The 25,246-nt window shown below is 39.1% G+C and carries 21 protein-coding genes; 14 read left to right on the top strand and 7 right to left on the bottom strand.

The genetic code is table 11. The features are described 5' to 3' along the window. Positions 1-65 precede the first annotated feature (65 nt). Entirely contained in the window at positions 66-527 is a 462-nt protein-coding gene (locus tag FW768_RS10795) for a heme-binding domain-containing protein (protein ID WP_153395309.1), read from the top strand. A gap of 11 nt (positions 528-538) precedes the next feature. Then, the gene (locus FW768_RS10800; protein WP_153395310.1) at positions 539-952 is read left to right on the top strand and encodes a thiol-disulfide oxidoreductase DCC family protein; all 414 of its coding nucleotides are present in this window, start codon (positions 539-541) and stop codon (positions 950-952) included. A 186-nt stretch (positions 953-1,138) separates the two neighbouring features. Here the strand turns inward: FW768_RS10800 and FW768_RS10805 are convergent, their stop codons facing one another. Beyond that, positions 1,139-2,572: an alpha-amylase gene (locus tag FW768_RS10805; RefSeq protein WP_153395312.1), complete on the bottom strand. Its 1,434-nt coding sequence runs from the start codon at positions 2,570-2,572 to the stop codon at positions 1,139-1,141. A gap of 178 nt (positions 2,573-2,750) precedes the next feature. Between FW768_RS10805 and FW768_RS10810 the strand changes: the two genes are divergently transcribed. Continuing rightward, complete coding sequence (locus tag FW768_RS10810; RefSeq protein WP_153395314.1) at positions 2,751-3,416, top strand: DUF4290 domain-containing protein; 666 nt, start codon at positions 2,751-2,753, stop codon at positions 3,414-3,416. Further along, complete coding sequence (gene murA / locus FW768_RS10815) at positions 3,416-4,723, top strand: UDP-N-acetylglucosamine 1-carboxyvinyltransferase (protein ID WP_153395316.1); 1,308 nt, start codon at positions 3,416-3,418, stop codon at positions 4,721-4,723. Before FW768_RS10810 ends, murA begins: the two co-directional genes overlap by 1 nt. A gap of 74 nt (positions 4,724-4,797) precedes the next feature. On the opposite strand, the gene FW768_RS23520 is transcribed toward murA, so the two are convergent. The 4 genes from FW768_RS23520 to FW768_RS10835 all read right to left on the bottom strand — a co-directional run bounded on the left by FW768_RS23520 (position 4,798) and on the right by FW768_RS10835 (position 8,892). Beyond that, positions 4,798-6,717: a DUF2207 domain-containing protein gene (locus tag FW768_RS23520; protein ID WP_185151966.1), complete on the bottom strand. Its 1,920-nt coding sequence runs from the start codon at positions 6,715-6,717 to the stop codon at positions 4,798-4,800. A 3-nt stretch (positions 6,718-6,720) separates the two neighbouring features. Continuing rightward, complete coding sequence (locus tag FW768_RS10825; protein WP_153395318.1) at positions 6,721-7,275, bottom strand: LemA family protein; 555 nt, start codon at positions 7,273-7,275, stop codon at positions 6,721-6,723. A gap of 140 nt (positions 7,276-7,415) precedes the next feature. After that, positions 7,416-7,727: an NIL domain-containing protein gene (locus FW768_RS10830; RefSeq protein WP_153395320.1), complete on the bottom strand. Its 312-nt coding sequence runs from the start codon at positions 7,725-7,727 to the stop codon at positions 7,416-7,418. Between the two features lie 505 nt (positions 7,728-8,232). After that, positions 8,233-8,892: a YiiX/YebB-like N1pC/P60 family cysteine hydrolase gene (locus FW768_RS10835; RefSeq protein ID WP_153395322.1), complete on the bottom strand. Its 660-nt coding sequence runs from the start codon at positions 8,890-8,892 to the stop codon at positions 8,233-8,235. A gap of 101 nt (positions 8,893-8,993) precedes the next feature. Here FW768_RS10835 and FW768_RS10840 point away from each other — a divergent pair, with 101 nt between their 5' ends. Then, positions 8,994-9,698, top strand: a complete 705-nt coding sequence (locus tag FW768_RS10840; protein ID WP_153395324.1) for a response regulator transcription factor — start codon at positions 8,994-8,996, stop codon at positions 9,696-9,698. A gap of 52 nt (positions 9,699-9,750) precedes the next feature. Further along, positions 9,751-11,112: a sensor histidine kinase gene (locus FW768_RS10845; RefSeq protein WP_153395326.1), complete on the top strand. Its 1,362-nt coding sequence runs from the start codon at positions 9,751-9,753 to the stop codon at positions 11,110-11,112. 22 nt (positions 11,113-11,134) lie between these two features. Here FW768_RS10845 and FW768_RS10850 read toward each other — a convergent pair whose 3' ends face one another. Beyond that, a complete protein-coding gene (locus tag FW768_RS10850; RefSeq protein WP_153395328.1) occupies positions 11,135-11,980 on the bottom strand; it encodes an EamA family transporter in 846 nt (281 codons plus the stop codon). Between the two features lie 415 nt (positions 11,981-12,395). On the opposite strand from FW768_RS10850, the gene FW768_RS10855 reads away from it, so the two are divergent. The 4 genes from FW768_RS10855 to FW768_RS10870 are packed head-to-tail and all read left to right on the top strand — an operon-like array spanning position 12,396 to position 18,363. Then, positions 12,396-12,878, top strand: a complete 483-nt coding sequence (locus FW768_RS10855) for an MgtC/SapB family protein (protein ID WP_153395330.1) — start codon at positions 12,396-12,398, stop codon at positions 12,876-12,878. A 4-nt stretch (positions 12,879-12,882) separates the two neighbouring features. Continuing rightward, positions 12,883-13,983 (top strand): efflux RND transporter periplasmic adaptor subunit, encoded by a 1,101-nt coding sequence (locus FW768_RS10860; RefSeq protein ID WP_153395332.1) that lies wholly within the window; start codon positions 12,883-12,885, stop codon positions 13,981-13,983. 26 nt (positions 13,984-14,009) lie between these two features. Continuing rightward, positions 14,010-17,105 (top strand): efflux RND transporter permease subunit, encoded by a 3,096-nt coding sequence (locus FW768_RS10865; RefSeq protein ID WP_153395334.1) that lies wholly within the window; start codon positions 14,010-14,012, stop codon positions 17,103-17,105. After that, complete coding sequence (locus FW768_RS10870; RefSeq protein WP_153395336.1) at positions 17,095-18,363, top strand: TolC family protein; 1,269 nt, start codon at positions 17,095-17,097, stop codon at positions 18,361-18,363. Before FW768_RS10865 ends, FW768_RS10870 begins: the two co-directional genes overlap by 11 nt. 318 nt (positions 18,364-18,681) lie before the next feature. On the opposite strand, the gene FW768_RS10875 is transcribed toward FW768_RS10870, so the two are convergent. Further along, the gene (locus FW768_RS10875; RefSeq protein WP_153395338.1) at positions 18,682-19,140 is read right to left on the bottom strand and encodes a DUF1801 domain-containing protein; all 459 of its coding nucleotides are present in this window, start codon (positions 19,138-19,140) and stop codon (positions 18,682-18,684) included. 486 nt (positions 19,141-19,626) lie between these two features. Between FW768_RS10875 and FW768_RS10880 the strand changes: the two genes are divergently transcribed. The 4 genes from FW768_RS10880 to FW768_RS10895 all read left to right on the top strand — a co-directional run bounded on the left by FW768_RS10880 (position 19,627) and on the right by FW768_RS10895 (position 25,242). Further along, positions 19,627-20,832, top strand: coding sequence for a pyridoxal phosphate-dependent aminotransferase (locus tag FW768_RS10880; protein WP_153395340.1), 1,206 nt, complete (start codon positions 19,627-19,629; stop codon positions 20,830-20,832). A 27-nt stretch (positions 20,833-20,859) separates the two neighbouring features. Beyond that, positions 20,860-21,336, top strand: coding sequence for a hypothetical protein (locus FW768_RS10885; RefSeq protein WP_153395342.1), 477 nt, complete (start codon positions 20,860-20,862; stop codon positions 21,334-21,336). A 4-nt stretch (positions 21,337-21,340) separates the two neighbouring features. Next, the gene (gene murB / locus FW768_RS10890) at positions 21,341-22,354 is read left to right on the top strand and encodes a UDP-N-acetylmuramate dehydrogenase (protein ID WP_153395344.1); all 1,014 of its coding nucleotides are present in this window, start codon (positions 21,341-21,343) and stop codon (positions 22,352-22,354) included. A gap of 137 nt (positions 22,355-22,491) precedes the next feature. Next, positions 22,492-25,242, top strand: coding sequence for a TonB-dependent receptor (locus FW768_RS10895; protein WP_153395346.1), 2,751 nt, complete (start codon positions 22,492-22,494; stop codon positions 25,240-25,242). Positions 25,243-25,246: the final 4 nt, after the last annotated feature.

Raw genomic sequence — 25,246 nt, forward strand, 5'->3', positions numbered from 1 at the left:
AATTAAAAATAAAGACTGTTTCATAAAATTTGATTATTTTTATAGGAAACAAGCATGAAATTGATATGAAAAAAATACTTGTTATCTTACTCGTTGCCTTTATCATGATCCAGTTTTTTCCGATTGATAAAACCAATCCGCCACCCACTCCCGGCATGGATTTTCTGAATATCAAAAAAACACCGGAAGCTACTGCAAAGATCATCAGAACGTCCTGTTATGACTGCCATTCCAATGAAACACAATACCCTTGGTATTCCAGTATTTCTCCGGTCTCATGGTTTGTTAAAAATCATATTGATGAGGGCCGGAAACATCTTAATTTTTCTACCTTTGCAGTATATGAATCCAAGCAGCAGCTTCACAAACTGGAAGAATGCATAGAAATGGTTGAGAAAAAGGAAATGCCACTGGAATCTTATTACATAGGCCATCAGAATGCAAAGCTAACGGATGAACAGCGCAGGCAGTTGGCTGAATATTTCAAAAAAACAAAAGAAGACACAGAAATTAAGACTTCATTTTAAAATCAATCATCATGCAGGAGATCTGGGAAGATAAACATATTGTATTTTTTGACGGAGATTGCGGTGTCTGCAATTTCTGGGTACAATGGATCCTGGAAAGAGACCGGAAAGACCAGTTTATGTTTGCGTCCCTGCAGTCTGATTTCGGACAGAAATTCTTATCTGAACGAGGATTGAAGACGAAAGTGTTCAATACTTTATACCTATGGAAACCCAAACAGTATTATCTTATCAAATCCCGTGCAGTACTGAAGATAGCCAATATATTGGGGGGAATATACAAGCTGTCTGCTATCGGAAAAATATTCCCTGCATTTCTAAGTGATAAAGCCTATGATCTGGTATCCAGAAACAGAATGAAGCTCGCCAATCAAAAGTGTTTTCTTCCGGATGCGCATCAGAAGAAAAAATTTATTGAGGTGTGATAGTATTTTTCGCAGCATAGATTATTACTTTTTGTTTCCCACAGATCTCACGGATTTCACAGATCTTGGTGGATATTTTTTCTCGCAGATTTCGCGGATTTTTTGTTTGAAATTCAATATTAGATATAAAAAAGGATAAAGTAATTGACCTTATCCCTTTTTAATTTTACGATATTTGGATTGTTATTATTGATTCAGTGACCACACTGAATAACTATTCGGAGGGCATTGGATTTTCACCCATTTATCGCCCTGTGTAGTCGGATACCAGCTTGAATGGCCGGTAAAGTCTTTGATCTGCTGGCTGCTCCAGTTGGTTTCCACCCATCTTTCCTGCCAGCTTGATGAACTGTTGATATAAACAACCAGCCCGGGATTTCCATTGTAACCGTTTCGCCTGGCAATGTATTCATCATTATCTGTGTACAGGATGGATGTGGTTCCGGTTGCTTTGTTATTGTGGATCCAGATCAGGTTATTGAGCCTTTCCTTATTCAGCCATTCTTCATAATCCCTGTAGAAAACAGTCGGATAGCCTTCATGAGTGAGAATATAGGCATAGGCAGGCATTTTGTTATAAATAATGTCTGTATCGTGATTGGCGACAAAGGTTACTGCTTTGTACGGGTTTCTTTTCCACATCATATCATCGTTCAGCACGTTTAAGTTGCCGTTGTCGAAGGCTTCATCCATTTTATAATAGGCCGCGAAATCAAACACGGAACTGTTGGCATTATTCGCCCACCATTCTAAGGTATTAACATTGGAATCCCAAAGCTCTCCTACCGAAAATCCGCCTACATTTGTATTCCAGCTATTGACCACCCAAGGTCCGAAGCCTTTCACATAATCAAACCTCCAACCATCAAATTTCATTACATTTTTATAATATTTCCCTACAGAATCGTCTCTTCCCCACAGCCAGTCCTGTACATAAGGATTGGCATGGCACAGATCCGGAAATCCCCCGAAAGCACCTTCATCATTATTTCCATATGAATTTTTGTAGAAATCGTTATAGCTTCTTTTAAATTTTCCGGAGGAAATTCCTGAAAAATCAGTCCAGGTATTGGTTCCGGTAAACGGATTGGCTTCAGACTGACCGCCGCTGTTGTGGTTGATTACGATATCTGCATATACCTGCATATTTTCAGCGTGAGCTTTTGTAATCAATGCTTCCAGTTCTGTTCTTGATCCGAAACGGGTTTCTACACTTCCATTCTGACTGAAATTTCCAAAATCATAATAATCTGTAGGATCATAGCCCATAGAATAGGCTCCATTCTGAGCTTTTGATGCAGGAGGAAGCCATACGGCACCGATACCGGCATTGGACCAGTCGGTAAGTTTATTTTTAACCGTATCCCACCAAGTACCTCCGGCAGGAACATCCCAATAGAATCCCTGCATCAGTACGCTGCCTCCCGGACCCGCTATAAATTTTCCTGCTGTGGAACTGCTGCCTGTGCTGAAAGGCCTTCCGTCGTGATTAGTTACATTAACTGTTTTATCGTGTACTTCTGCTTTACGCAGATCTTCACCAACAGGTTCATCAATGGTCTGACAGGAATTGATCAACGTCAAAGCCAGTACAGAAAGGAAGAAATGTGTTTTTTTCATACTTATATTTTGTTTAATAATCTGATAACTAAATTACAATTTTATTAAACAAAATCTATGAAATGTGAAATATTTTCGAATTCATTCAAGAAAAGCGAGGCTACAATTTTCATTAAAAAATCATAAACTTTTAAGATTTTCAAAGCAATTTTTCTTTTAATCCATATATTTGCATACTATGGAATACAATACCCAAAAAACCCAGCTTCATATGCCGGAATATGGCAGAATTATACAACAGCTGGTTGAACGCTGCAAAGAACTCCCTACCAAAGAGGAAAGGAGCGAAATGGCAATGGCCATCATTGATTTTATGGGTCAGAGAAACCCTCAACTCCGTGACGAAGAAAATTATAAACATAAACTTTGGGATCATCTTTTTATTTTGGCAGAATATGATCTGGATGTAGAATCGCCTTATCCGTTTCCTACCAGGGAACAGCTTGCTGAAAAACCTAAAAGAATGGAGTATCCTAAACTTCAGGGAGATTTCAAATTTTATGGAAAAAGTATCCTTCAACTGATTGATAAAGCCATTGAACTGGAAGCAGGTGATGAGAAAGAAGCCCTGATTGAAGTGATTGCCAACAATATGAAGAAGTCCTATAACGTCTATAATAAGGAACACGTAACGGACGATGTTATTTTCCGCCACCTGAAAGAGCTGTCTGAAAACAGGCTGGACCTTACCGGAATAGAATCTCTTGAGAAAAGTAAGATCTATTATACCAATAACAACAGCAGGAACAACAAAAACAGCAATAGCAATAACAACAACAACAATAATAAAAACCAGACCAATAAAAGAAGGCATAACAATAACAATCATAAAAACAGAAAGTAATGAGTGGGACATTTCAGATACGAGGAGGAAAAAGACTGCAGGGAGAAATAACTCCACAAGGAGCCAAAAACGAAGCTCTACAGATTTTATGTGCGGTTCTGTTAACTGATGAAGAAGTAAGAATCAAAAATATTCCGGACATTCATGATGTCAACAGGCTGATCGAAATTTTGGGAGATTTTGGAGTAAAAGTGACTAAAAATGGCCACGGTGACTATACTTTCAAAGCAGATCAGGTTAATTTTGATTACATTAAATCTAATGAATTCAAAAAAGACGGAGCCAAACTGAGAGGGTCTATCATGCTGATGGGGCCTATGCTTGCCCGTTATGGTGAAGCTTATATGCCAACCCCCGGAGGAGACAAAATCGGAAGAAGAAGACTGGATACCCATTTTCAGGGGCTGGTAGAACTGGGTGCTGAATTCAGCTATGATGAGGAAGAATATTTCTACTCATTAAAAGCTAAAGAATTAAGAGGAAAGTTCATCCTTCTGGAAGAGGCTTCTGTAACAGGAACTGCCAATATTGTAATGGCTGCAGCTCTTGCCAAAGGAAAAACAAGAATCTATAATGCCGCCTGTGAGCCCTATCTTCAGCAGTTGTGTAAAATGCTGAACAGAATGGGTGCTAATATTTCGGGAATCGGCTCTAACCTTCTTACTATTGAAGGTGTGGATTACCTGCGTGGAACGGAACACACGATGCTTCCGGATATGGTGGAGATCGGATCATGGATTGGCCTTGCTGCCATGACTAAATCTGAAATCACGATTAAAAATGTAAACTGGAACCAGCTCGGTGTTATTCCGAATACCTTCAGAAAATTGGGAATTCAGCTTGAACAAAGCAACGACGATATTTATATTCCGGCTCAGGAAAATTATAAAATTCAGAAATTTATTGACGGATCTATCCTTACTATTTCGGATGCTCCATGGCCGGGATTTACGCCTGACCTGCTGTCCATTATTCTGGTTGTTGCTACCCAGGCCAAAGGAAGTATTCTGGTGCACCAGAAAATGTTCGAATCAAGATTATTCTTTGTGGATAAACTGATTGATATGGGAGCACAAATTATTTTATGTGATCCGCACAGAGCTACTGTTATCGGATTGAACCAGGAAACTCCGTTAAGAGGAACAACCATGGTTTCCCCGGATATCAGAGCAGGAAACGCCCTTCTTATCGCAGCTCTTTCTGCAGAAGGAAAATCTATCATCCACAATATTGAGCAAATCGACAGAGGTTACGAAAATATCGACGGAAGATTGAAAGCCATTGGTGCTGATATCGAAAGAATCTAATTGCCTTTAAGTAAGCATAAAAAAAGCGTTCAAAATTAATTTTTGAACGCTTTTTATTTTATAGTAACCCCGGCTTACCAGCCGCCGCCACCTCCTCCGCCGCCACCGCCACCGGAGAATCCTCCGCCACCGGAACCGCTTCCTGAACTGGAAGGCTGGGTAGAGGTAGATTGTATAGACTGAGTAAGGCTTGAATTCAAAGTGCTGGCAAAAGCATAATGGTTCATCGTTCCGCCATAATACCAGTTATTGTGGTATTCTGTAGATGTATTTTTTAAAACGTCATCAAATTTTTCACCCCAGATCTCATCAACGCCTAATACCATTGCAAATGGAAGAAGGGTTTCAAAAACCTGTGGAGTCATCTGAGGAGGATTATGGAATTTCAGCTGTTCATTTTCCGCGGCACCCATATACATTTTGAACCCATCGATCAGCGATTTTTTTCTCAGCTTTTCTTCTGAAGGTCTTTTTATCAGATACTGATAGATCAGTAAAGCAACAAATGTGAGGGTCAGGAACAGGTAGCATACATTGAAATTATTGCTTTCTACGGCATCATGCCCCTTATAAATCATAAATAAAGCTCCGAGGAATATATTAAACGGAATCGGTACCAGAAAGATCCAGTAAAGTCTTTTCGCTGTAAAAGCCGCAATAATGAATACGACTAAAAGAACAATATAAACAACTCCTCCAATCAGTAATTTTTCAATTTCAGGATAAATCATATAGCTCAGAACTAATCCAATACCATATACTATAGAACTTATAATCCATGGCAGAATTAACTTTGAAGTATTATTTCCCTCTTTCAGAAAGTTATCATTCTGAAATTTAAGGGTTTCTTTAAAATTACGAACCGCTTTTTCAATTTTAGAATTGTATTTTCCATCGAATGTAACCGAATTTTTATACTCTGAAAAAAGACTGTTCATCAGGTTGATCTCCTCTTTCGGAAGCGTTTCATCCGGCTCTTTTAATTTATCTAAAGTAAATTTTTTCGTTTTGAACATCCCTAATATTCCGGAATCCTCTTCTTCCACAATCTTAATATATCCTTTTACTGCAAGGCTGACAATAGCCGCTGTAAGGTATTTATTACTGAAACTTTCAGATTTGATATAGCCCATTGTAGCGGGAGACATATTTTCAGGAACGTTGAATTGCGGATACACGGTAGGTTTTTCAGGATCAATCCCATACTTCCTCCAGGTGGTATAATAATAAAAGATCAATCCGATAAATACGATAAAACCACCAATCAGAATGCCGTATACTTCAAGGAAAGTAGGTGGCGGAGGCGGAATCATCACTCCTTTTTTAAATCCGACCGCTACGGTAAGTCCTTCATTGGCCTTCAAACCGGAAGCACTCCATTCTATTGAATTTTCCGAAAGAACTTTAGCGGTACAGTTTTGGGAAGTACTGCCATAGGCTCCCGTATAACAGGAATTCTGAATAATTCCGGCCCCCTCGGGAAGCGTAACTTTAGCAGAGATTGAATCTACGTCAAAATCCCAATAAGTCCCGTTTACATTCCAGTAAAGCTCGTCATAACGGTCAAAGAAGCCAATCTGGTTCTTTACTTTATATTTTATTTCATAATCATAGGTTCCGGGATCAAGAATGACATCCTTGTTTCCAAAATATATTTCCAGATAATCATTTGAAATTTTCTCATGGTAATTTTCATCTGCTCCATTCTTTTTGACAGAGACAATATCATATTGTACCTTATGCCTTCTGTTATTGAGATGTCTGGATAAAGGCAAAGAACGGAATATCCCTCTTTTGATTTTGTCTCCCAGACTATATGCTTTGATATGTTCTGTAACGGTAACTCCAGACTTTTTATCCACTTCAATATCCGAGTGGAATGAAATAATCTTCTCCGGTCCGGCAATGGCCATCTGATCTTCCCTACCCATTTCATTCTGGGCAAAAGCGATGAAAAAAAACGAAATAAAGAAAAGCTGTAACAACTTTTTCATTTCCTAGAATTTTACAGTTGGAACTTCTCTATCGGCGATATTCTGCAGCTCAAAGAACGGATATTTTTCAAATTTGTATATATTCGCAACGATATTACTTGGAAAAGATTCTACCAGCGTATTATTTTCACGAACGGTTCCGTTATAATATCTTCTTGATTTTTCAATATCATTTTCAATGGAAGTCAATTCACTCTGAAGCTGCTGGAAATTGGCATTGGCTTTCAGATCCGGATATTGTTCTGCAACAGCGAAAAGGTTCATCATCGCCTGATTCAGATTTTTCTCTGCGGCTTCTTTTGCCTGAACAGAATCGGCTCCCACAGCCTGCGTTCTTGCCCTTGTAACACTATCAAGCGTTTCACGTTCATGGGTAGCGTATCCCTTTACAGTTTCTACAAGATTCGGAATAAGGTCGTGACGCTTTTTAAGCATAACATCAATACTGCTCCAGGCTTCCTGAACCAGATTTCTCAGTTTCACCAAACGGTTGTAAATAGAAACACCGTAAAGTAAAAATAATACGACTAATGCGGCAATAACAAAAATTGTGATCATAGATTTCATGTTTATAGAGTTTAAAAATACAGTTTTTTCCTATCATTAAGAAAAAACTAAAGGTACTTCTCCTTATCACACAAAAAGCATCCGGCAGAAAACCACCGGATACTTATGTAATTAAAACTATATGAATCTCCCTAAGAATACGTTCTGCAGAGATACTCTACCGTTGTACTCAAAAGTTTATTTTTATTCAGATAAGATTCCAACAACTGGTAATCTTCTGAACTCACATTAATATACAGCTGCACAGATCCGAAACTATATCCGTTTACATACTCTACGTTCGCAGACAAAACCCTGTGGCATATCCCAAATTGATGATAGATAACATTCATTAAATGTTCAAATTTCATTTTACCATTTAATTCTATTTCCAGGATCAATTCTTTTTTAGGCAGGTTGATTGTATTCTGTAAAACCTGCAGGTTAGCATTGGGTAGTCTCATCACTAAAGATTTTTGTGGATTAATATTATCAGATCATAGTGCTCTTTTGCGTTAAATCTGTGACAAAAATATAAAAAAATATTAGTCTACCAAATTAGTAGACTAATATTTTTTGAAAATTTTCCGATTTTATTTCTATAGTCAACAAAATCAAAGTTTTTATTCGTGTATTGATGGCAGATATAAATTACGTTATTTACCTATTAGCTGCATAGGTTTTGGCTAAAGCCAATGGACATTTTTTATTATTTTGGCGGACTAAAGTCCGCCTCTGTTGAATAAATTTGGCAAAATACATTAAACGATTTTTTAGGAGAGATTTTTGTTGATGTTTTTTATGATCCTCGTAGATTTTGTGGATTGAGCAGATCTATTTTTATCTCAATAAAAATCGTAGATTTTTTTAACTTATGTGAACTTCTATACTCAAAGCATTTAAACTTATTGATCTTAAGTGTTAAAATACTTTTATGCCTTTTGTAGTGAAAATTAAGAGCTATTGTTTTTATAATTCACCAATCCTAACCAGTTTTTCCGAAGCAGCCAGTCCGTTTGGATTACAGCCAGGTTCACCTTCCGGAACTTTCAGGTTTTTCTTCTGATAAAAATTTTCCCAGAATTCATTGGTTTTCCCTGTTTTCGGATCTTTAAACGTCATAGGCTCCAGTTTAAAAATATGATCATCCCTGAACGCCCGTTCAATATAATCAGAACAGTAGTAGGAATTTTCGTTCAGAATATAATCGAAATTATATGGCTTCCCCAACATAGCTTCTGCTTTTGTGAGGGCTGCGGGAATGGTTTTCTTATATTCAGGTTTCAGGCGGTAAATAATTACCCTCTGTCCGTCATCGGATTGATCTTTCAGAAAATATTTCAGTTTCTGTTTCTGAGAACCTCCTTTAGGGGCGGCATGAAGAACATACCAATGTCCGTTTTCATTTTCAGCGATTCCGATATGATCAAAAGAGGCTTCTTTTTGCTTTTGGGTAACATTATTGATGGCTCCGGAAAGTCCGGTTTCTTTGGCGGTGACAAAAAGTAAATCTCCGTTTTCAAGTTGTGTTTTCTTATAAGAACTACAGTTTATGAACAGCAAAATCAATAAGAACAGACTTCCTGTACTTACAATTATGTTCTTAAAAGATAATTTCAATCCCGGCATCAGCTTATTATTTCTTCGCCAAAATTACAAAATAGAATTCATTACATTTGTTGTAAATATTGATCTGCTCTTCAATTCAACCCAACATTCCCACGATTCTTATGCCACATATTTTATTAGTAGAAGATGACGACAGACTTTCCAGACTTATCACAAAAGGGCTTCAGGAAGCTGAATTTGAAGTAAGTATGGCTTATGACGGAATGACAGGTCTAAAACTAGCATTGCAAAAGGATTTTGACCTGGTTGTAACCGATATTGTCCTTCCCAAAAAAAGCGGTCTTGAATTCTGTAATGAACTTAAGGCTTTGAAACCTGATCTTCCAGTAGTTATGCTTACCGCACTGGGCACCACGGATGACAAGCTTGAAGGGTTTGATGCCGGAGCGGATGATTATATGACCAAACCTTTTGAAATGCGTGAGCTTGTTGCAAGAATCAGAGTTCTCTTAAAGCGCTTTTCACAACAGAAATACCAAAAAGTTTCTGTACTAAAGTATGAAGGTATTGAAATGAATCTGGAACAAAAAACAGTCAGCCGGAATCAGATCCCTATAAAACTGACCCCGAAAGAGTTCAATCTCCTGAAATTTATGCTGGAAAATTCCGAAAAAGTTCTTTCTCGCGGTGAAATTGCTGAAAAGGTATGGGAAACCCACTTTGATACCGGAACGAACTTTATTGACGTATATATTAACTATCTGCGAAAGAAAATTGATAAAGATTTTGAAATTAAACTGATCCACACCAAAGCCGGTATGGGATTTATCCTGAAGAAAGATTATGAAACAGGGGTTATCTCTTAAAAAAATCTGTCATAAAATATAAACTGCAAACAGTAAACCAACCCGATCAAAGATGAAAATAAGAACCAGACTTACCCTGCTTTTTACCCTGATCACGGCGATGCTTCTGGGTATTTACAGTTTTTCTATTTATTATTCATCGAAAGATGCCCGGGAAAAATCTTTTTACGGTGAACTGCAAAATGAAGCGATTGCCAAGGCCGATCTGTTTTTCCAAAGTTCACTGCCCGAACAGGAAATGCATCAACTTTACAAAAACAACAACAGAACCCTTAATGAAGTTCAGGTGGCTATCTATGACATCAACAATCAGCTTGTTTATCATGATGATGCCAAAGTAGATTATGTAAAAGAAAATCCGGAGATGCTCTCACAGATATTCCGGAAAAATACCATCACGTTCTTCTTGGATGACTTACAGGTTATCGGAATGGTTTATCGTTATCAGGGAAAATCATATGCCGTGACAGCTGCTGCTTATGATCAATACGGCTATGAATACCTCACCCATCTGTTGACCATCAGCATTATTTCTTTCATCAGCATTCTGATCCTGATTTATCTGGCCGGAATATTTCTTTCCAAAAAGACCTTAAGCCCTCTGAGTGGAATGGTAAATCAGATTAAAAAAATTACGGCAGGAAAGTTACAGTTAAGGCTGAAGACCACTCAGGAAAAGGATGAACTTAACGAACTGGCTCTGAGTTTCAACGGAATGCTGGAACGTTTGGAAAATTCATTTGATGCCCAGAAATATTTCGTTTCCAATATTTCGCACGAACTCAGAACTCCATTATCCGCTATTATTACCGAACTGGAACTGGCTTCCCAAAAAGACCAGACCAAAGAAGAATATCAGCAAACCATTCAATATGCATTGGAAGACGCCCGTAATATGGCTAAGCTGTCCAACAGCTTAATGGATCTTGCCAAAGCAAGCTACGATCCCAATGAAATCAGTTTTTCTGAAGTAAGACTTGATGAAGTTCTTCTGGAATCATACTCCAGAATAATAAAGGAAAATTTCCAATATAAAGTTTCATTGAATATTGAGGATACTGTAGAAGAACACCAGTTAATTATTCAGGGAAATGAATATCTTCTGCAGGTGGCTTTCAATAACCTCATCGACAATGCCTGCAAATATTCACCGGAACATACATGTTTTATTAATGTAATGACCAATAATAAAAAGCTTTATATCCGTTTTGTCAACACAGGAATTATCATCGCTCCGGAGGATTTGAAGCATATTTTTGAACCTTTTTACAGAAGTGAAACCTCCAGGAAAGAAAAGGGTCATGGGATTGGGCTTTTCCTTACTGAAAAGATTATTAACCTTCATGAAGCCCATATTTCCGTAACCTCTGATGCTGATAAAACGGTTTTCACAACCGTATTTGAAACTAGTTGAATGCAATCTTTTATTCTCCTACCTAATGTTTGGCCGCCTTGCCAAAAACTGTAGTTCCTATACTCGCCGTTATAACACAGGCAATAGAAACCCATTGTAAAAAAGTTAAATTTTCACTCAGGAATATGAATCCTGAAAGTGCTGCAAATGCAGGCTCCAGACTCATAAGGATACTGAAAGTCTTTGCCGGAAGCTTTTTTAACGCCATCATCTCCAAAGAAAAAGGCAATGCACTCGACAGGATGGCTACTCCCAGACCTTTTAAGAAAATCGTTGGTGTAATATTGAAAACAGCACCATCCCATAATGTAAAAGGAATGATGACAAGACTTGCAAATAACATCCCTGTAGTCACTGCGTCTTTTCCATCCATTATTTTAGCGACTTTTCCGCCCATGACAATATAACCTGCCCAGAATAATCCTGCAAGAAAGGCAAGTCCAAGGCCTAGCAAATCAATATGATTACTTTTCCAGGGAACAATGAGTAAAATACCGACACAAGCCAGTAATGCCCACACTACATCCAGCAGCTTCCGGGACAGTGCAATGGCAAGGAACAAAGGCCCGGCAAATTCTACCGTAACAGCTAATCCTAGCGGAATTCTTTGGATAGCCATATAAAAGATAAGATTCATCGCAGCCAGTCCTATTCCGTACATCGCACAATACAGCCATTTTTGTCTGGTAAATTCTGAAAATTTCGGACGGTTAATGATCATCAGCAAAACAGCCGAAAGTACAATCCTTAAAGTCACAGTTCCAATCGCTCCTATTGCAGGGAAAAGCTGTTTGGCAATGGAAGCTCCGCCCTGCACGCAGATAATGGCTAAAAGTGTGGCAGATATGGCTGTGTTTGTCTTCTTCATGGGTAAAATATATCTCTCTTTGAAAAATGAACCTCCGAAATTTACTGACTACTTTTCTTAAAAACATATCAGTGTCCAGAACCATTCCATATGAAATGATGATCGTTCAAAATTATTGAAAATTTAATTGTATAAATAATTTTTAATCCGAATTAGGAACAAAAACAATCAGAAGCCGGCATCATTCTTCAGCCCCGGAAACCTTTAAGATATGAAAAAAAACATTTTCCTAATGATTTTCTAATACTATTCTAAAGGTTTTCTAACTGTAAAAAAAAGATTTCATTTCTACTTTTGCGCAGTAAAAAATAAAGCATATGGACCCAGATCCTTACCGTCATTATCAATCTTTAAAGCTTTAGTTGTACCCACTTTTCCCGTACAGCTGAAAGGCTTTGTAAAAACAGGAAAAGTTATGAATACATTTGAATTTACCCTTCGTTTATTAGTTGCATTCTGCTTAGGAGCTGGCATAGGTTTCGAAAGACAGTGGCGTAAAAAAAACGCAGGTCTCCGTACCAATACCTTAGTTTGCATAGGCTCAGCAGCATTTGTATTAATTGCCGTCAGAATCGGTGGTGACGCTGCCGGGAGAATTACCTCCTATATTGTCAGCGGCGTCGGATTTCTAGGCGGCGGTGTGATTATGAAAGATGGTCTCACCGTCCGGGGTCTCAATACCGCAGCTACTTTATGGTGTTCCGCAGCTATAGGCGCTTTGTGCGCATTAGGATATTCTAAAGAGGCACTTATTACCGTTTTCTTCATTGTCTCTACGAATATATTTCTCAGACCTTCTTTATCCGGTCAGAAGAAAACCCGAAGTAAAAAACTGGTCATCATGAAGAAAAAGAACCATACAAAAGAAAAAATAAGCAACAGCACTCAATTTAATTAGCATCATGAAAAAAATAATCTTATGCAGCAGCATTCTCTTTACGATCTCCTGTAAGGACAGTCTTTCCCATAAAAATACAGATCAGGAACTCACTATCAAAAACGGGCAGATCACTGTTCCTGAGAACAACCCGGTTTTCAAAAAAATAAAAACTGAAACCGTTACGGAACAGGAACATAGCGATGGTATTGTTTCAGCAGGAACTATTCAGGCCATTCCTAATCGTTATGCGGAAATTGCCAGTCCTTTTTCCGGAAGAATTACAAAATCCTATATCCGTCTCGGTCAAAATGTTTCAGCCAACAGTCCACTTTTTGAAATTCTTTCCTCGGATTACTTTTCCGTTCAGAAAGACTATACAGATGCTTTGAATGAGGTACAGCTTGCAGAAAAAAACTACAGACGCCAGCAGGATCTGGTAAAACATGGAGTGGGTATCCAAAAAGAACTAGACGAAGCTGAAACTGATTTTAAAAATAAAAAAAACTCTCTTTCCAACGCTTCTTCTGCCCTGAAAGTATATAACAGCAAAGGCGGCGGCTTAGGAAGTCCTCTTACCGTAAGAGCTCCAATCAACGGAGAAATTATCTCCAACACTATTGTGAACGGACAATACCTGAAAAGTGACGCTGAGCCTGTCATTATTATTGCAGAACTCTCCAAAGTCTGGATTTCCGGAGATGTGAAAGAAAAAGACATTCGCTTTGTCAATACCGGAGATCATGTTTCGGTAAAAGTAAGCGCTTATCCGGGCAGGAATATTACCGGAACAGTGTATCATATCAATGAAATCGTAGACGAAAATACCCGGAGCATAAAAGTCCTCATCGAATGTGACAATCCAGACAGAAGCTTAAAACCAGGCATGTACGCCACTGTTAATTTCTCCACAACTCCGGAAAAAGCAGTGATGATTCCAGTTACTGCCTTAATGCAGAATGACCGTTCACAATATGTATGGGTAAAAACAGGTAAAAATCAATTTACCAAACGTTCCGTTACGACAGGGGAAACTGATCAGAAAACCACGAGAGTGATCTCAGGCCTGAAAGCAGGTGAAACCATCATGACCGAAGGCGCAATCTATATGCTGGATGCAAAATAATGTGAAACCCTACGAAATCAAGAACAATGAAGAAATTACTTACAATCTCTATGCAGAAAAGATGGCTGATGCTAGCCCTCTTCCTTTTACTCGGGTTCTTCGGTTACTATTCCTGGACCAGATTATCGGTGGAAGCTTACCCTGATATCGCCGACGTTACTTCACAAGTGGTCACTCAGGTTCCGGGATTGGCTGCTGAAGAAGTGGAACAGCAAATCACCATACCTTTGGAGCGTTCTCTTAACGGACTTCCGGGAATGCATGTGATGCGAAGCAAAAGTACATTTGGACTATCCATCATTACAATGGTTTTTGATGATGGGATTGATGACTATTGGGCAAGACAGCGCATCCAGGAGAGATTATCGGATGTAACACTTCCTTATGATGCCCAGCCGGGGCTCGACCCTCTTACTTCTCCTATCGGCGAAGTCTATCGATATATTATCGAAAGCAACAATCACAGTCTCCGGGAATTAACCGATTTACAGAAATTCGTGATTATTCCACGTATCAAGCAGGTTTCCGGAATTGCAGATGTCACCAACTTTGGTGGGATTACGACTCAGTTTCAGATTGAAGTGGATCCCCATAAACTCGAACAGTACGGGCTCTCTTTATCTGAAGTTACAGAGACCATTTCCAAAAACAATGTCAGTGCCGGAGGAAGTATGCTTCCCCGCGGAAATCTGGCCTATGTCATCCGGGGGATAGGTCTTGTCAAGGATTTAAATGATCTTGGTAAAATTGTGGTAAAAACCGAAAATGGCGTTCCTGTCTTTCTCAACGATGTAGGAACATTAAAATACGGAAACCTGGAAAGAAAAGGCATTCTCGGTTATACCGACAGAAAGAGAAACTATTCCGAAAGTGTAGAAGGTATTGTACTTTTATTAAGAGGACAAAACCCGTCACAGGTTCTGGAAGGAGTACATCTGGCGGTAGACGAATTAAATAATGAAATTCTTCCGGCAGGAGTAAAAATTCATCCTTTTTTAGACAGAACTGATCTTGTAGAAACAACCCTTCATACCGTTTCCCATACCCTTACCGAAGGAATTGTATTGGTCATCATCGTACTGATTGTATTCCTGGGAAGCTGGAGAGGGGCATTGCTGGTCGCTATTACGATTCCTATTTCTCTGTTGTTTGCTTTTATTCTGATGCATTTCACCAATATTCCTGCCAATCTTCTTTCCCTCGGAGCTATTGATTTTGGAATTATTGTAGACGGAGCCATCGTGATGCTGGAAACCATCCTGAAAAAAAGAGAAGAAAACCAGCAAGAATCATTGGAAGAAAAAAGCATTACCCAAAGGGTGATTGAAGTCGCTAAACCTATTTTCTTTTCCACCATCATTATTATTACCGCCTATCTTCCGCTGTTTGCCTTTGAAAGAGTAGAGAAAAAACTATTTACTCCAATGGCTTTCACCATAGGTTATGCCCTTTTGGGAGCGCTTGCAGTCGCATTACTTTTAATTCCGGGACTGGCCTATGTTATTTACCGTAAACCAAGAAAAATATACCATAACAGATGGCTGGAAAAAATAGCTGCTGCCTATGGAAACAGAATAGATCACATTATGCTTACACCCAAAAAAGTGATTTTGCCAATAAGCATTGTTCTGCTGTCCGCAGGAATTCTGTCTTATACTGTGGGAAAAGATTTTCTTCCTGAGCTGGATGAAGGTTCCATATGGCTGCAGGTACAGCTTCCTCCCGGTATTTCTTTAGTCAAATCAAAGGAAATGAGCGATACACTGCGTGCAAGAACCCTGAAGCATCCGGAGATTACGTATATGATGATTCAGGCAGGACGTAATGATGATGGAACAGACCCGTGGACAGCTTCCCATTTTGAAGTTTCCATCGGCATAAAGCCATACAGTGAGTGGCCTTCCGGAAAAACAAAAGCAGACCTGATTAAAGAACTGGCTGAAGATTATAAAGAAATACCCGGATTCACCGTAGGGTTCTCACAGCCGATGATTGACGGGGTCATGGATAAAATATCAGGAGCTCACAGCGAGCTGGTCGTAAAAGTATATGGTGAGGACTTCAAAGAAACCAGAAGAATTGCCGAAAACGTGCTATCCACCTTAAATAAAGTTCCTGGTTCTGCCGATCTGGCCATTGATCAGGAGCCTCCACTCCCCCAGTTACAAATCATTGCCGACCGGGATAAGATCGCACAATATGGATTGAATGTAGCGGATGTGGCAGACCTCATCGAAGTAGCTTTAGGTGGAAAAGCGATCTCCCAGATCTTTATCGGTAATAAAGTCTATGACATTTCCTGCAGATATACTGAAGACAGCCGTGATACTCCTGATAAAATCGGAAACCTGATGCTGACCTCAGCTTCCGGAGCAAAAATTCCGTTATCTCAGGTAGCAGAAGTAAAATTAAGTACCGGAGAAAGCACCATTACCCGGGAAATGAATAAGCGGCATCTTACCGTAAAGCTCAATTTAAGGGGAACCGATCTTTCTTCCTTCCTGAAAAAAGCTCAGGATAAGATTGAAAAAGACATTCAATATAATCATGATAAATACCAGATCAAATGGGGAGGACAATTTGAAAACCAGAACAGGGCTTATTCAAGACTCGCCTTTATTGTTCCTTTGGCACTGGCTATTATGTTTCTGTTGCTGTATGGTGCATTTGGGGATTTCAGACAGGCCTTGGTACTGATGTCGATTGTTCCTTTAGCTTTATTCGGGGGAATGCTGGCACTTAATATAAGGGGAATGTCTCTGAACGTGTCTTCTGCGGTAGGGTTTATCGCATTATTTGGGGTTGCCATCCAAAATGGGGTGATCATGATTTCTCACATTAACGATCTCCGTAAGAAAGGATATGCTCTGAAGCTCGCGGTAACTCAGGGAGCAAAAGACCGTTTCAGACCGGTATTAATGACCGCTACTGTTGCAGTCATTGGATTATTCCCCGCATCAATGGCTACAGGTATTGGCTCGGATGTGCAGCGTCCTCTGGCTACCGTAATCGTTTACGGATTGATGTTCTCTACTATTTTAACCCTCTTCGTGCTGCCTGCTATTTATTTTATAGCTGAACGCAGCAATGAAAAACAAAATCTGACATCACATGAAAATTAGAACTCATTTTATCATACTATCTCTCGCATTATCTAACATAGCAGGGATGGTAAAGGCGCAGGAAAAAGAACTTTTACGTTTCGATGAATTTCTGGGACTTGTCGGAAAGAGAAATCTGAGCTATGCCGCTCAAAAATACAATGTAAATATAACTGAGGCTTCTGTTCAAACTGCGGGGATGTTTCCGGATCCTCAACTGGAAGCAGAAACAGTCAATAACGGAGTGAATAAAAACATGGGTTATGTTTATGGGACATCCATTGGTTGGACCCTGGAACTGGGAGGTAAAAGAAAAGCGCGAATAAACCTCGCCAAAAATCAGTCAGAGCTGAGTAAAATACAGTTACAGGATTTTTTCCGAAATCTCCGGGCAGATGCCACTTTAGGATATATTGAAGCGCTGAAGTCTAAGGCTTTGCTCGAAGTACAGCAGGATTCTTATGAGAATATTTTGCAGCTGGCCAAGTCTGACAGTATCCGGTTCCGACTGGGAACCATATCACTGATTACTTCAAAGCAAAGTAAATTAGAAGCAGCCTCTTTGCTCAACGAAGTGTATCAGGCTGAAAGTTCCGAACAGCAGGCGTTGACAGGCTTATCTGTATTTCTTAGTGATAATGCAGTAACAGAAAGAGAAGTTTCCGGGGACTTTAATGCTTTCAACAGAAATTTCAGTGTTGACGACCTTTTGATCAAAGCATTGAATGAAAGAGCTGATTTACTGGCTGCCAGACAAAATACCCAGGTGGCCAAAAGCCAGATAAGCCTTGAAAAAGCCAACCGTAAAATAGATCTGGGCATTAACGCCGGTGCAGAACATCACACCGAAGCGACGAATGAAATTGCACCTTCACCCACAGTCAATGCGGTAAAACTAGGCCTTAGTATTCCCTTAAAATTTTCCAACAGAAGAAATGCAGGATTAAAAATTGCTGAAATGGTCCATTCTCAGGCAGAGGTTGAATATCAGCAGATTGAACAGGAAATACGGACAGAAGTCATACAGGCTTATCAACAGTATAGGGCTACTCAAAAACAACTGAAACAATTCCACAACGGAATGCTTACTGAAGCCAAAAGTATTCTGGATGGTATTACCTACAGCTATAAAAGAGGGGAAAGTTCCATCCTGGAAGTCCTTAACGCCCAAAGAACCTACAACGGAATAAGAAAAGATTATTATCAGGCGCTTACAGATAACGCCGTCGCCCTGATAGAACTGGAACGGAAAGCCGGAATCTGGGACATTGATTTCTAAAAACACAGATCAAAAAAAGTTCTGAAACATATTGCTTCAGAACTTTTAAAGTTTGTTTAAAATTATCCTGAATTCGGGTGAAGGAGTTTAAATATAAAAGGCTGGAAGATGGAGGAAGATGGAGGAAGAAGGCTGGAAGTTACTTTTAGTTATAGATACTGAAAAAAACCTGTAAAATCAAATTAGCTAAAAAAGAGGGCAAATTATTATTGATGGCCTTCAGAACCTCTCTCTTCCAGCTCCCAGCTTCCAAGCTCTGTTTTTATTCCGAACTGAGGTTAAAATTAAGATCCTTTTCTTTGAGGATATATCCGGGAATTATTTTTTTTTCAACCGGTCTTCATAAATACCAATCCATTCTTTCACCGTCATTTTTTTACTAACCTCAGCAATCAGTTCAAACGGAATATCATCCATTTTTTTGAACCGTACACAGGATTTCCCCATATCCAGTTTTCTTTTGGAATATTTAGGATATTCAGCGACAAACCAGTTCAGAAGTTCAGGTTCGGCATAGATTCCCATATGATAAAACGCGATAAAATTTTTCTGAGAGGCCAATCCCATAAAAGGTAAAGGTGCCCCGGGTGTACAGTGGTAACCCTCGGGATACGTTTCAAGAGGAACATCCCATCCTACCATCCCATAGCTAACACCTTCTTTAAATCCTTCCGGAAGATTGTCACTGATGGTATCGAATAATTTTCGGAAGACTTCCTGTCTTTCTTCAGGAATCTTTGAGATATAATCTTCTACGGAGCTGGCGGCGATCTGCATATTCAGTTTGTTTTTTTAGTTCCTCTAAAATAATAAAATTTATATTCTGATCTGAAAAATGATTCACAAAAAAGCAGCAGTACATTACATACTGCCACCAGACATTATTTACATTAAAAAAACTTATTTTTTGACTGCTTTTACAGCAGATTGAAACATGTTTCTGAATACATAACAGCAAAATATAATCCTGAATTCAACGCTTTCACAGCAGGTTAACTGCCTGCCTTTTCAAAAAAATATCAGAATAATTTGATTTTTACATTTTATATCAGCACTGTAAATTAAGAAAAAAATTTAACATAAAGTCAAAATAATTGAAATACAATTATTTATTTCATAATAAAATTCTCATATCTCCATTAAAAAAGCACAACAAGAGTTCTATTAAAGGAAAGAAGAATAAACTGATACAGCAGGTCACCACCTCTTAATTTTATTATTGAGAAATTAAATCCTATTTTTGTCATACAAATTTTTTGAACAATGCCGAATATTTCAAACAGAGCACAGCATATGCCGCCATCGCCGGTAAGAAAACTGGTTCCTTTTGCGTTAAGAGCTAAGCAGCAGGGAACTAAAGTCTATCACCTTAATATCGGGCAGCCTGATATTGAAACTCCGGAAACAGCCTTAAATGCTTTAAAGAATATTGATCTTAAAGTATTGGAATATGCGCTTTCTGAAGGTAATTTAGAATACAGAAAAGCCCTTACCGATTATTATCATACCTTAGGTTTTGAAGACCTTACACCTGATAATTTCATTGTAACCAACGGTGGTTCGGAGGCGCTTAACTTTGCTATTTCTACTTTATGTGATGACGGTGACGAAGTGATCATTCCTGAACCTTATTATGCCAACTATAACGGTTTCACCAGCACATTCAACGTGAATGTAGTAGCAGTACCGTCTACCATTGATACAGGTTTTGCTCTTCCTCCGATCGAAGAATTTGAAAAAAAGATTACTGAAAGAACAAGAGCCATCGTTATCTGTAATCCGGGTAACCCTACAGGATATCTGTATACCCGTGAAGAACTTCAGAAACTGGCGGAAATTGCTTTGAAATATGACATCGTTGTGATCTCTGACGAAGTATACAGAGAATATGTTTACGATGGAAAACAGCAGATTTCAATTCTTGATTTCCCTGAACTGAGTGAAAACTGTATCGTGATTGACTCTGAATCCAAGCGTTATTCTATGTGCGGGGTAAGAATTGGATGCATGGTAACCCGTTCTAAAAAAATACATGATGCCGCGATGCTTTTTGCACAGGCAAGATTAAGCCCGGTACTTCTGGGACAGATCGCAGCTACTGCAGCCCATCAGAATGACGGCGCTTACATCCGTTCCGTAAGGGAAGAATATACCCACAGAAGAAATATTCTGGTAGACCTTCTGAATGCTATTCCGGGAGTAATCTGCCCTAAGCCGAGAGGTGCTTTCTATTGTGTTGCTGAACTTCCGGTAGATGATACTGAAAAATTCGCGCAATGGCTTCTTGAAAAATACACCAACAAAGGTGAAACCATCATGGTAGCACCTGCAGGAGGATTCTACAGCGATCCTGAATTAGGTAAAAAGCAGGTAAGAATTGCTTATGTACTAAAAGAAGAAGATCTGAAGAGAAGTGCAGAAATCCTGAAAGATTCCTTAACTCAATACAGAAAGGAATTCAATCTATAAACCTATTTACAATATACAATACCGGCAATGAAAAATACGAGTCTGAACATCTTCTTCTCATGTCTTTTATTGCCGGTATTTTTTTCCTGTGATAAGAAGGTTCCTGAAAAGAAAACAGCAGTCCATCGTCCAGACGATATTGTTTTCATCAGTATGTCTCATATCGGTGGACATTTGGGCAACTACAACATTATAAAAGTGACCAGAGATTCTGTAAAAGCAGAACAAGGAATGACAGCCAACCAGACCCATAAGGAATGGAGCACTCCCATTCAGGCAGATACCTGGAAAAAGCTGACCGCTTCCATCAATGTGAAAGATCTGGATTATATCAAAAGTTCTCCAAGCCAACAGTCTGTGGACGGCATTGATGAAACCTTTCAGATCCGTACCCCGAAAAAATCCCATATTTATGTTAATTCTTTTGCAGATACAGTTCATTACAAACAGTTTCAGCAGCTGAAAGAACAATTAAATACCATTCTTCCTAAAGAATATCAATAAAAACATGCAAGAAAATTTTTCCTTAAAGCCTTACAATACTTTCGGCGTTGAAGCCAAAGCTCAATACTTTACAGAGATCACCAATCTTGAAGAACTGAAAGAAGCGATTACTTTTTCAAAAAAACACAATCTGAAACTTTTGTTTTTGGGTGGAGGAAGCAATATTCTGCTGACCAAAGACTTTGATGGTCTTGCCGTAAAAATTAGTTTAAAGGGAATTTCAGAAGAAGCCCTGAATGAAAATGAAGTTCTGGTAACGGCAAAAGCAGGAGAAAACTGGCATGAATTTGTGATGTACTGTCTGGAAAAAAATTACGGCGGACTGGAAAACCTTTCCCTGATTCCGGGAAACGTAGGAACCTCACCGATGCAGAATATCGGAGCTTACGGTACGGAAATAAAGGATGTATTTGTAAGCTGTAAAGTTTTGGATCTTGAAAACCTGGAAGTAAAAACCTTTGATCTTGAAGAGTGCAGATTCGGATATAGGGATTCTATTTTTAAGCAGGAAGGAAAAGGAAAATATGTTATCCTGGAGGTTACTTTTAAATTAACCATCAAAGAACATCATCTTAAGACGGAATACGGAGCTATCCGGTCTGAACTGGAACGTGAAGGAGTAGGAAACCCTACGATTCAGGACATATCCAGAGCGGTAATTCATATCAGACAAAGCAAACTTCCTGATCCGAAAGAAACAGGTAACGCAGGAAGCTTCTTTAAAAATCCAACAATTCCCCTTTCTCAGTTTGAAGAGCTGAAACAGAAATTCGAAAATATCCAAGGGTATCCGAACGGTGATGTGGTAAAAGTACCCGCCGGATGGCTGATTGAGCAATGCGGATGGAAAGGAAAACAGATAGGCAATGCCGCTTCTCACAAACTTCAGTCACTGGTGATTATCAACGCGACAGGAAATGCTTCGGGAAAAGAAATTTTTGATTTTTCCGGTGAGATCATCCATTCTGTGAAAGAAAAATTTGGTATAGAACTCGAACGGGAGGTGAATATTATATAACAACATCTGGATATTATATAAAATTTTACAGTCTACATTTCTGACTTTTGTCAATTATTTTAATTTATTCTAAATAAATTTTCTTCGCATTGGTATATTTTATACTTTTGCGCTCTGCTTATTTAGAATAAATAAAAATGGGAAGATTTTTACCTTTTGCTTTCTTTTTCGTATTAAGCTCACCGCTTATCTATGCTCAAAGTGAAAAACAGCAACTGAACATTACCGTTTTCAATGAAAATAATAAAGAACTTAACGGAGCCTCAGTTACAGTAGATGGTATTTCTGCTACCACAGACAAAAACGGAACGGCTTCTGTGTCAGTCTCAGATGGTAAACATCATATAAGGATCATTCATTCCGATTACCAGGAAAAGGAACTCAGCGTTACAATTACTTCAGGACAGAATATTACAGTACAGCTTTTACCTGTTAACAAACTGGAAGAAGTAGTGGTATTTTCCAAGGAAGGAAAAGGTCTTACCACAAAGTCTATCATTAACAGACAGGCTATGGAGCATCTTCAGCCATCGAGTTTCAGTGACCTGATGGAGCTTCTTCCCGGAGGGCTGGCAAAAACACCCACCCTAAATGTTACCAACAGGGCTACACTCCGCGAAAATACAAGCGGTTACTCAGGAAGTGAATACAAAACCTCATCTTTAGGCATTCAGTTTATGATTGATGACAACATCATCAATTCCAATGCAGACATGCAGGTTTCTGTGGATACCCAGCAGTTCGGCAAAGCCGGGGAATATCGTGAAACGGCTTATTCCGGGATAGATATGAGAACCATTTCTACCAATGACATCGAAAAAGTAGAGGTTATCCGGGGAATTCCTTCTGCGGCATATGGGGATCTTACTTCAGGATTAATCAAAATAGAACGTAAGATAGGCAGCTCTCCCCTTCAGGCCAGATTCAAGGCAGACGGATTCAGCAAGCAGTATTATGTAGGAAAAGGATTTAAGATCACGGACAACTGGCAATTAAGCGCCAGTGCAGATTTCCTGGATTCCAAGTCTGATCCAACGGACGAGTTTGAGAACTATCAGCGTATCACAGCTTCCATTCGTTCAAAAAAAACATCTACCCTTTGGTCAAGGCCTTTGGAATGGAGATCCAACATTGATTTTTCTTCCAATATTGATCATAAAAAATATGATCCGGATAACGGATATCCTTCAACGGATAAGTTTGAATCCAATAATCAGAAGATCAGCCTTACCAATAATTTTATCTATCAGCTGGATAAAAATGCTTTCTTCAATAAATTAACTCTGAACACGGCTATCCGCCAGGGGTTTGAAAAGATCGAGCAGAGAAAACTGATTCAGCTTTCCGGTCCGAGATCATTCTCATTAGCTACAGAACAGGGTGAAAACGTGGGATATTTTCCTGATTTGCGTTACATAACTGAATTTTCTACAGAAGGAAAACCGTTGGACATTACTGCTTTCTTCCAGGCAAACGGTACTAAAAAAACGGTGGGAATTACCCATCAGTACGAAGCCGGTCTGGACTGGAGATATTCAAAAAACAACGGAAGAGGACTTGTTTATGATATGAAAACTCCTCCGTCTGCAAATTCAGGAATAGAAAGACCCAGACCTTATAACGATATTCCGGCTTCAAGCCTGTTATCTGCTTTTGTAGGAGATCAGATGAGCTATTCCTTAGACCGTCATAAATTCACTTTATACGCAGGGTTGAGATTTTCAAAAAACATGGGCATCGATCCTTCTTTTGCCATCAGCAAAAAAGTTTTCACAGAACCCAGACTGAATTTCCAGTACAGCCTGCCTCACCTTACCATCAACAATTATCCTTTGAAAACGGATATTACATTGGGTTACGGACAGTTCTACAAACGTCCTACCATGATGATGCTCTATCCCAACAAAGAGTATTGGGACTATACACAGCTGAATTATTACCACAATGATTCGCAGTACCGCTATGTGAACTTCATGACATATGTACAGTCAAGAGAGAACAAAGACCTGGAAGCGGCAAAAAGTGTAAAAAAGGAAATCAGACTTGATCTGAGCTACAGAAACCATGATTTCTTTATGGCTTACTTTAAGGAAGATATGGACAATGGTTTCCGTAAAATGAAACACACTGCTGTACATACTTACAAACAATATGATGCGACGCAGGTGGATCTTTCCCAATGGGCCAACGGGCCGGATCTTACCAACGTACCTTATGAGCAGAAAAGCATCTTCGGGGAATATTTTGTGGATGAGAACGGAAGCCAGATTGTAAAGCAGGGAATTGAATTCGGATATACTTCACCAAGAATTAAGGCCATCAATACTAGGTTTACCCTTACCGGAGCCTGGTTTAAATCCCAATACAGAAATTCCGTTCCGCTTACTTTCAAACCTAATGCTTCCATTGGACTGGGCCCATTCCCTTATTATGGAATTTATAAAAATGATGACGGTTATAATAATTCCAATATCAACTATAATCTTTTAATAGATACTTACCTGCCAAGCCTGGATCTGATTGTTTCCGCTTCTTTACAGGGAAGTATTTATGATCACAGCAGAAATGACCGGAGAATTGCAGAACCTATCGCCTATTACGGAATGGACGGTGTAGTTCATCCTTTCACCGATGCAGACAGAACAGATATCTATAAACAATGGCTGGTAAGAAATGTCTCGGTTACCGATAACATGGACAAACTGATGACGTTTACCATCACAGGAAATATAAAGGTGACCAAAAGTATTTATAAAGCTTTAAGGACTTCATTATTTGTCAACAGGCTCTTCAACTACAGCTCGCCTTATGTTTTCAACAATGTAACGGTTTACAGAAAAGGAGCCAATACCCCGTATTTCGGGATGGAACTGAACTACAATTTTTAATACA

The organism is Chryseobacterium vaccae (genome assembly GCF_009602705.1).
Classification (GTDB): domain Bacteria; phylum Bacteroidota; class Bacteroidia; order Flavobacteriales; family Weeksellaceae; genus Chryseobacterium; species Chryseobacterium vaccae.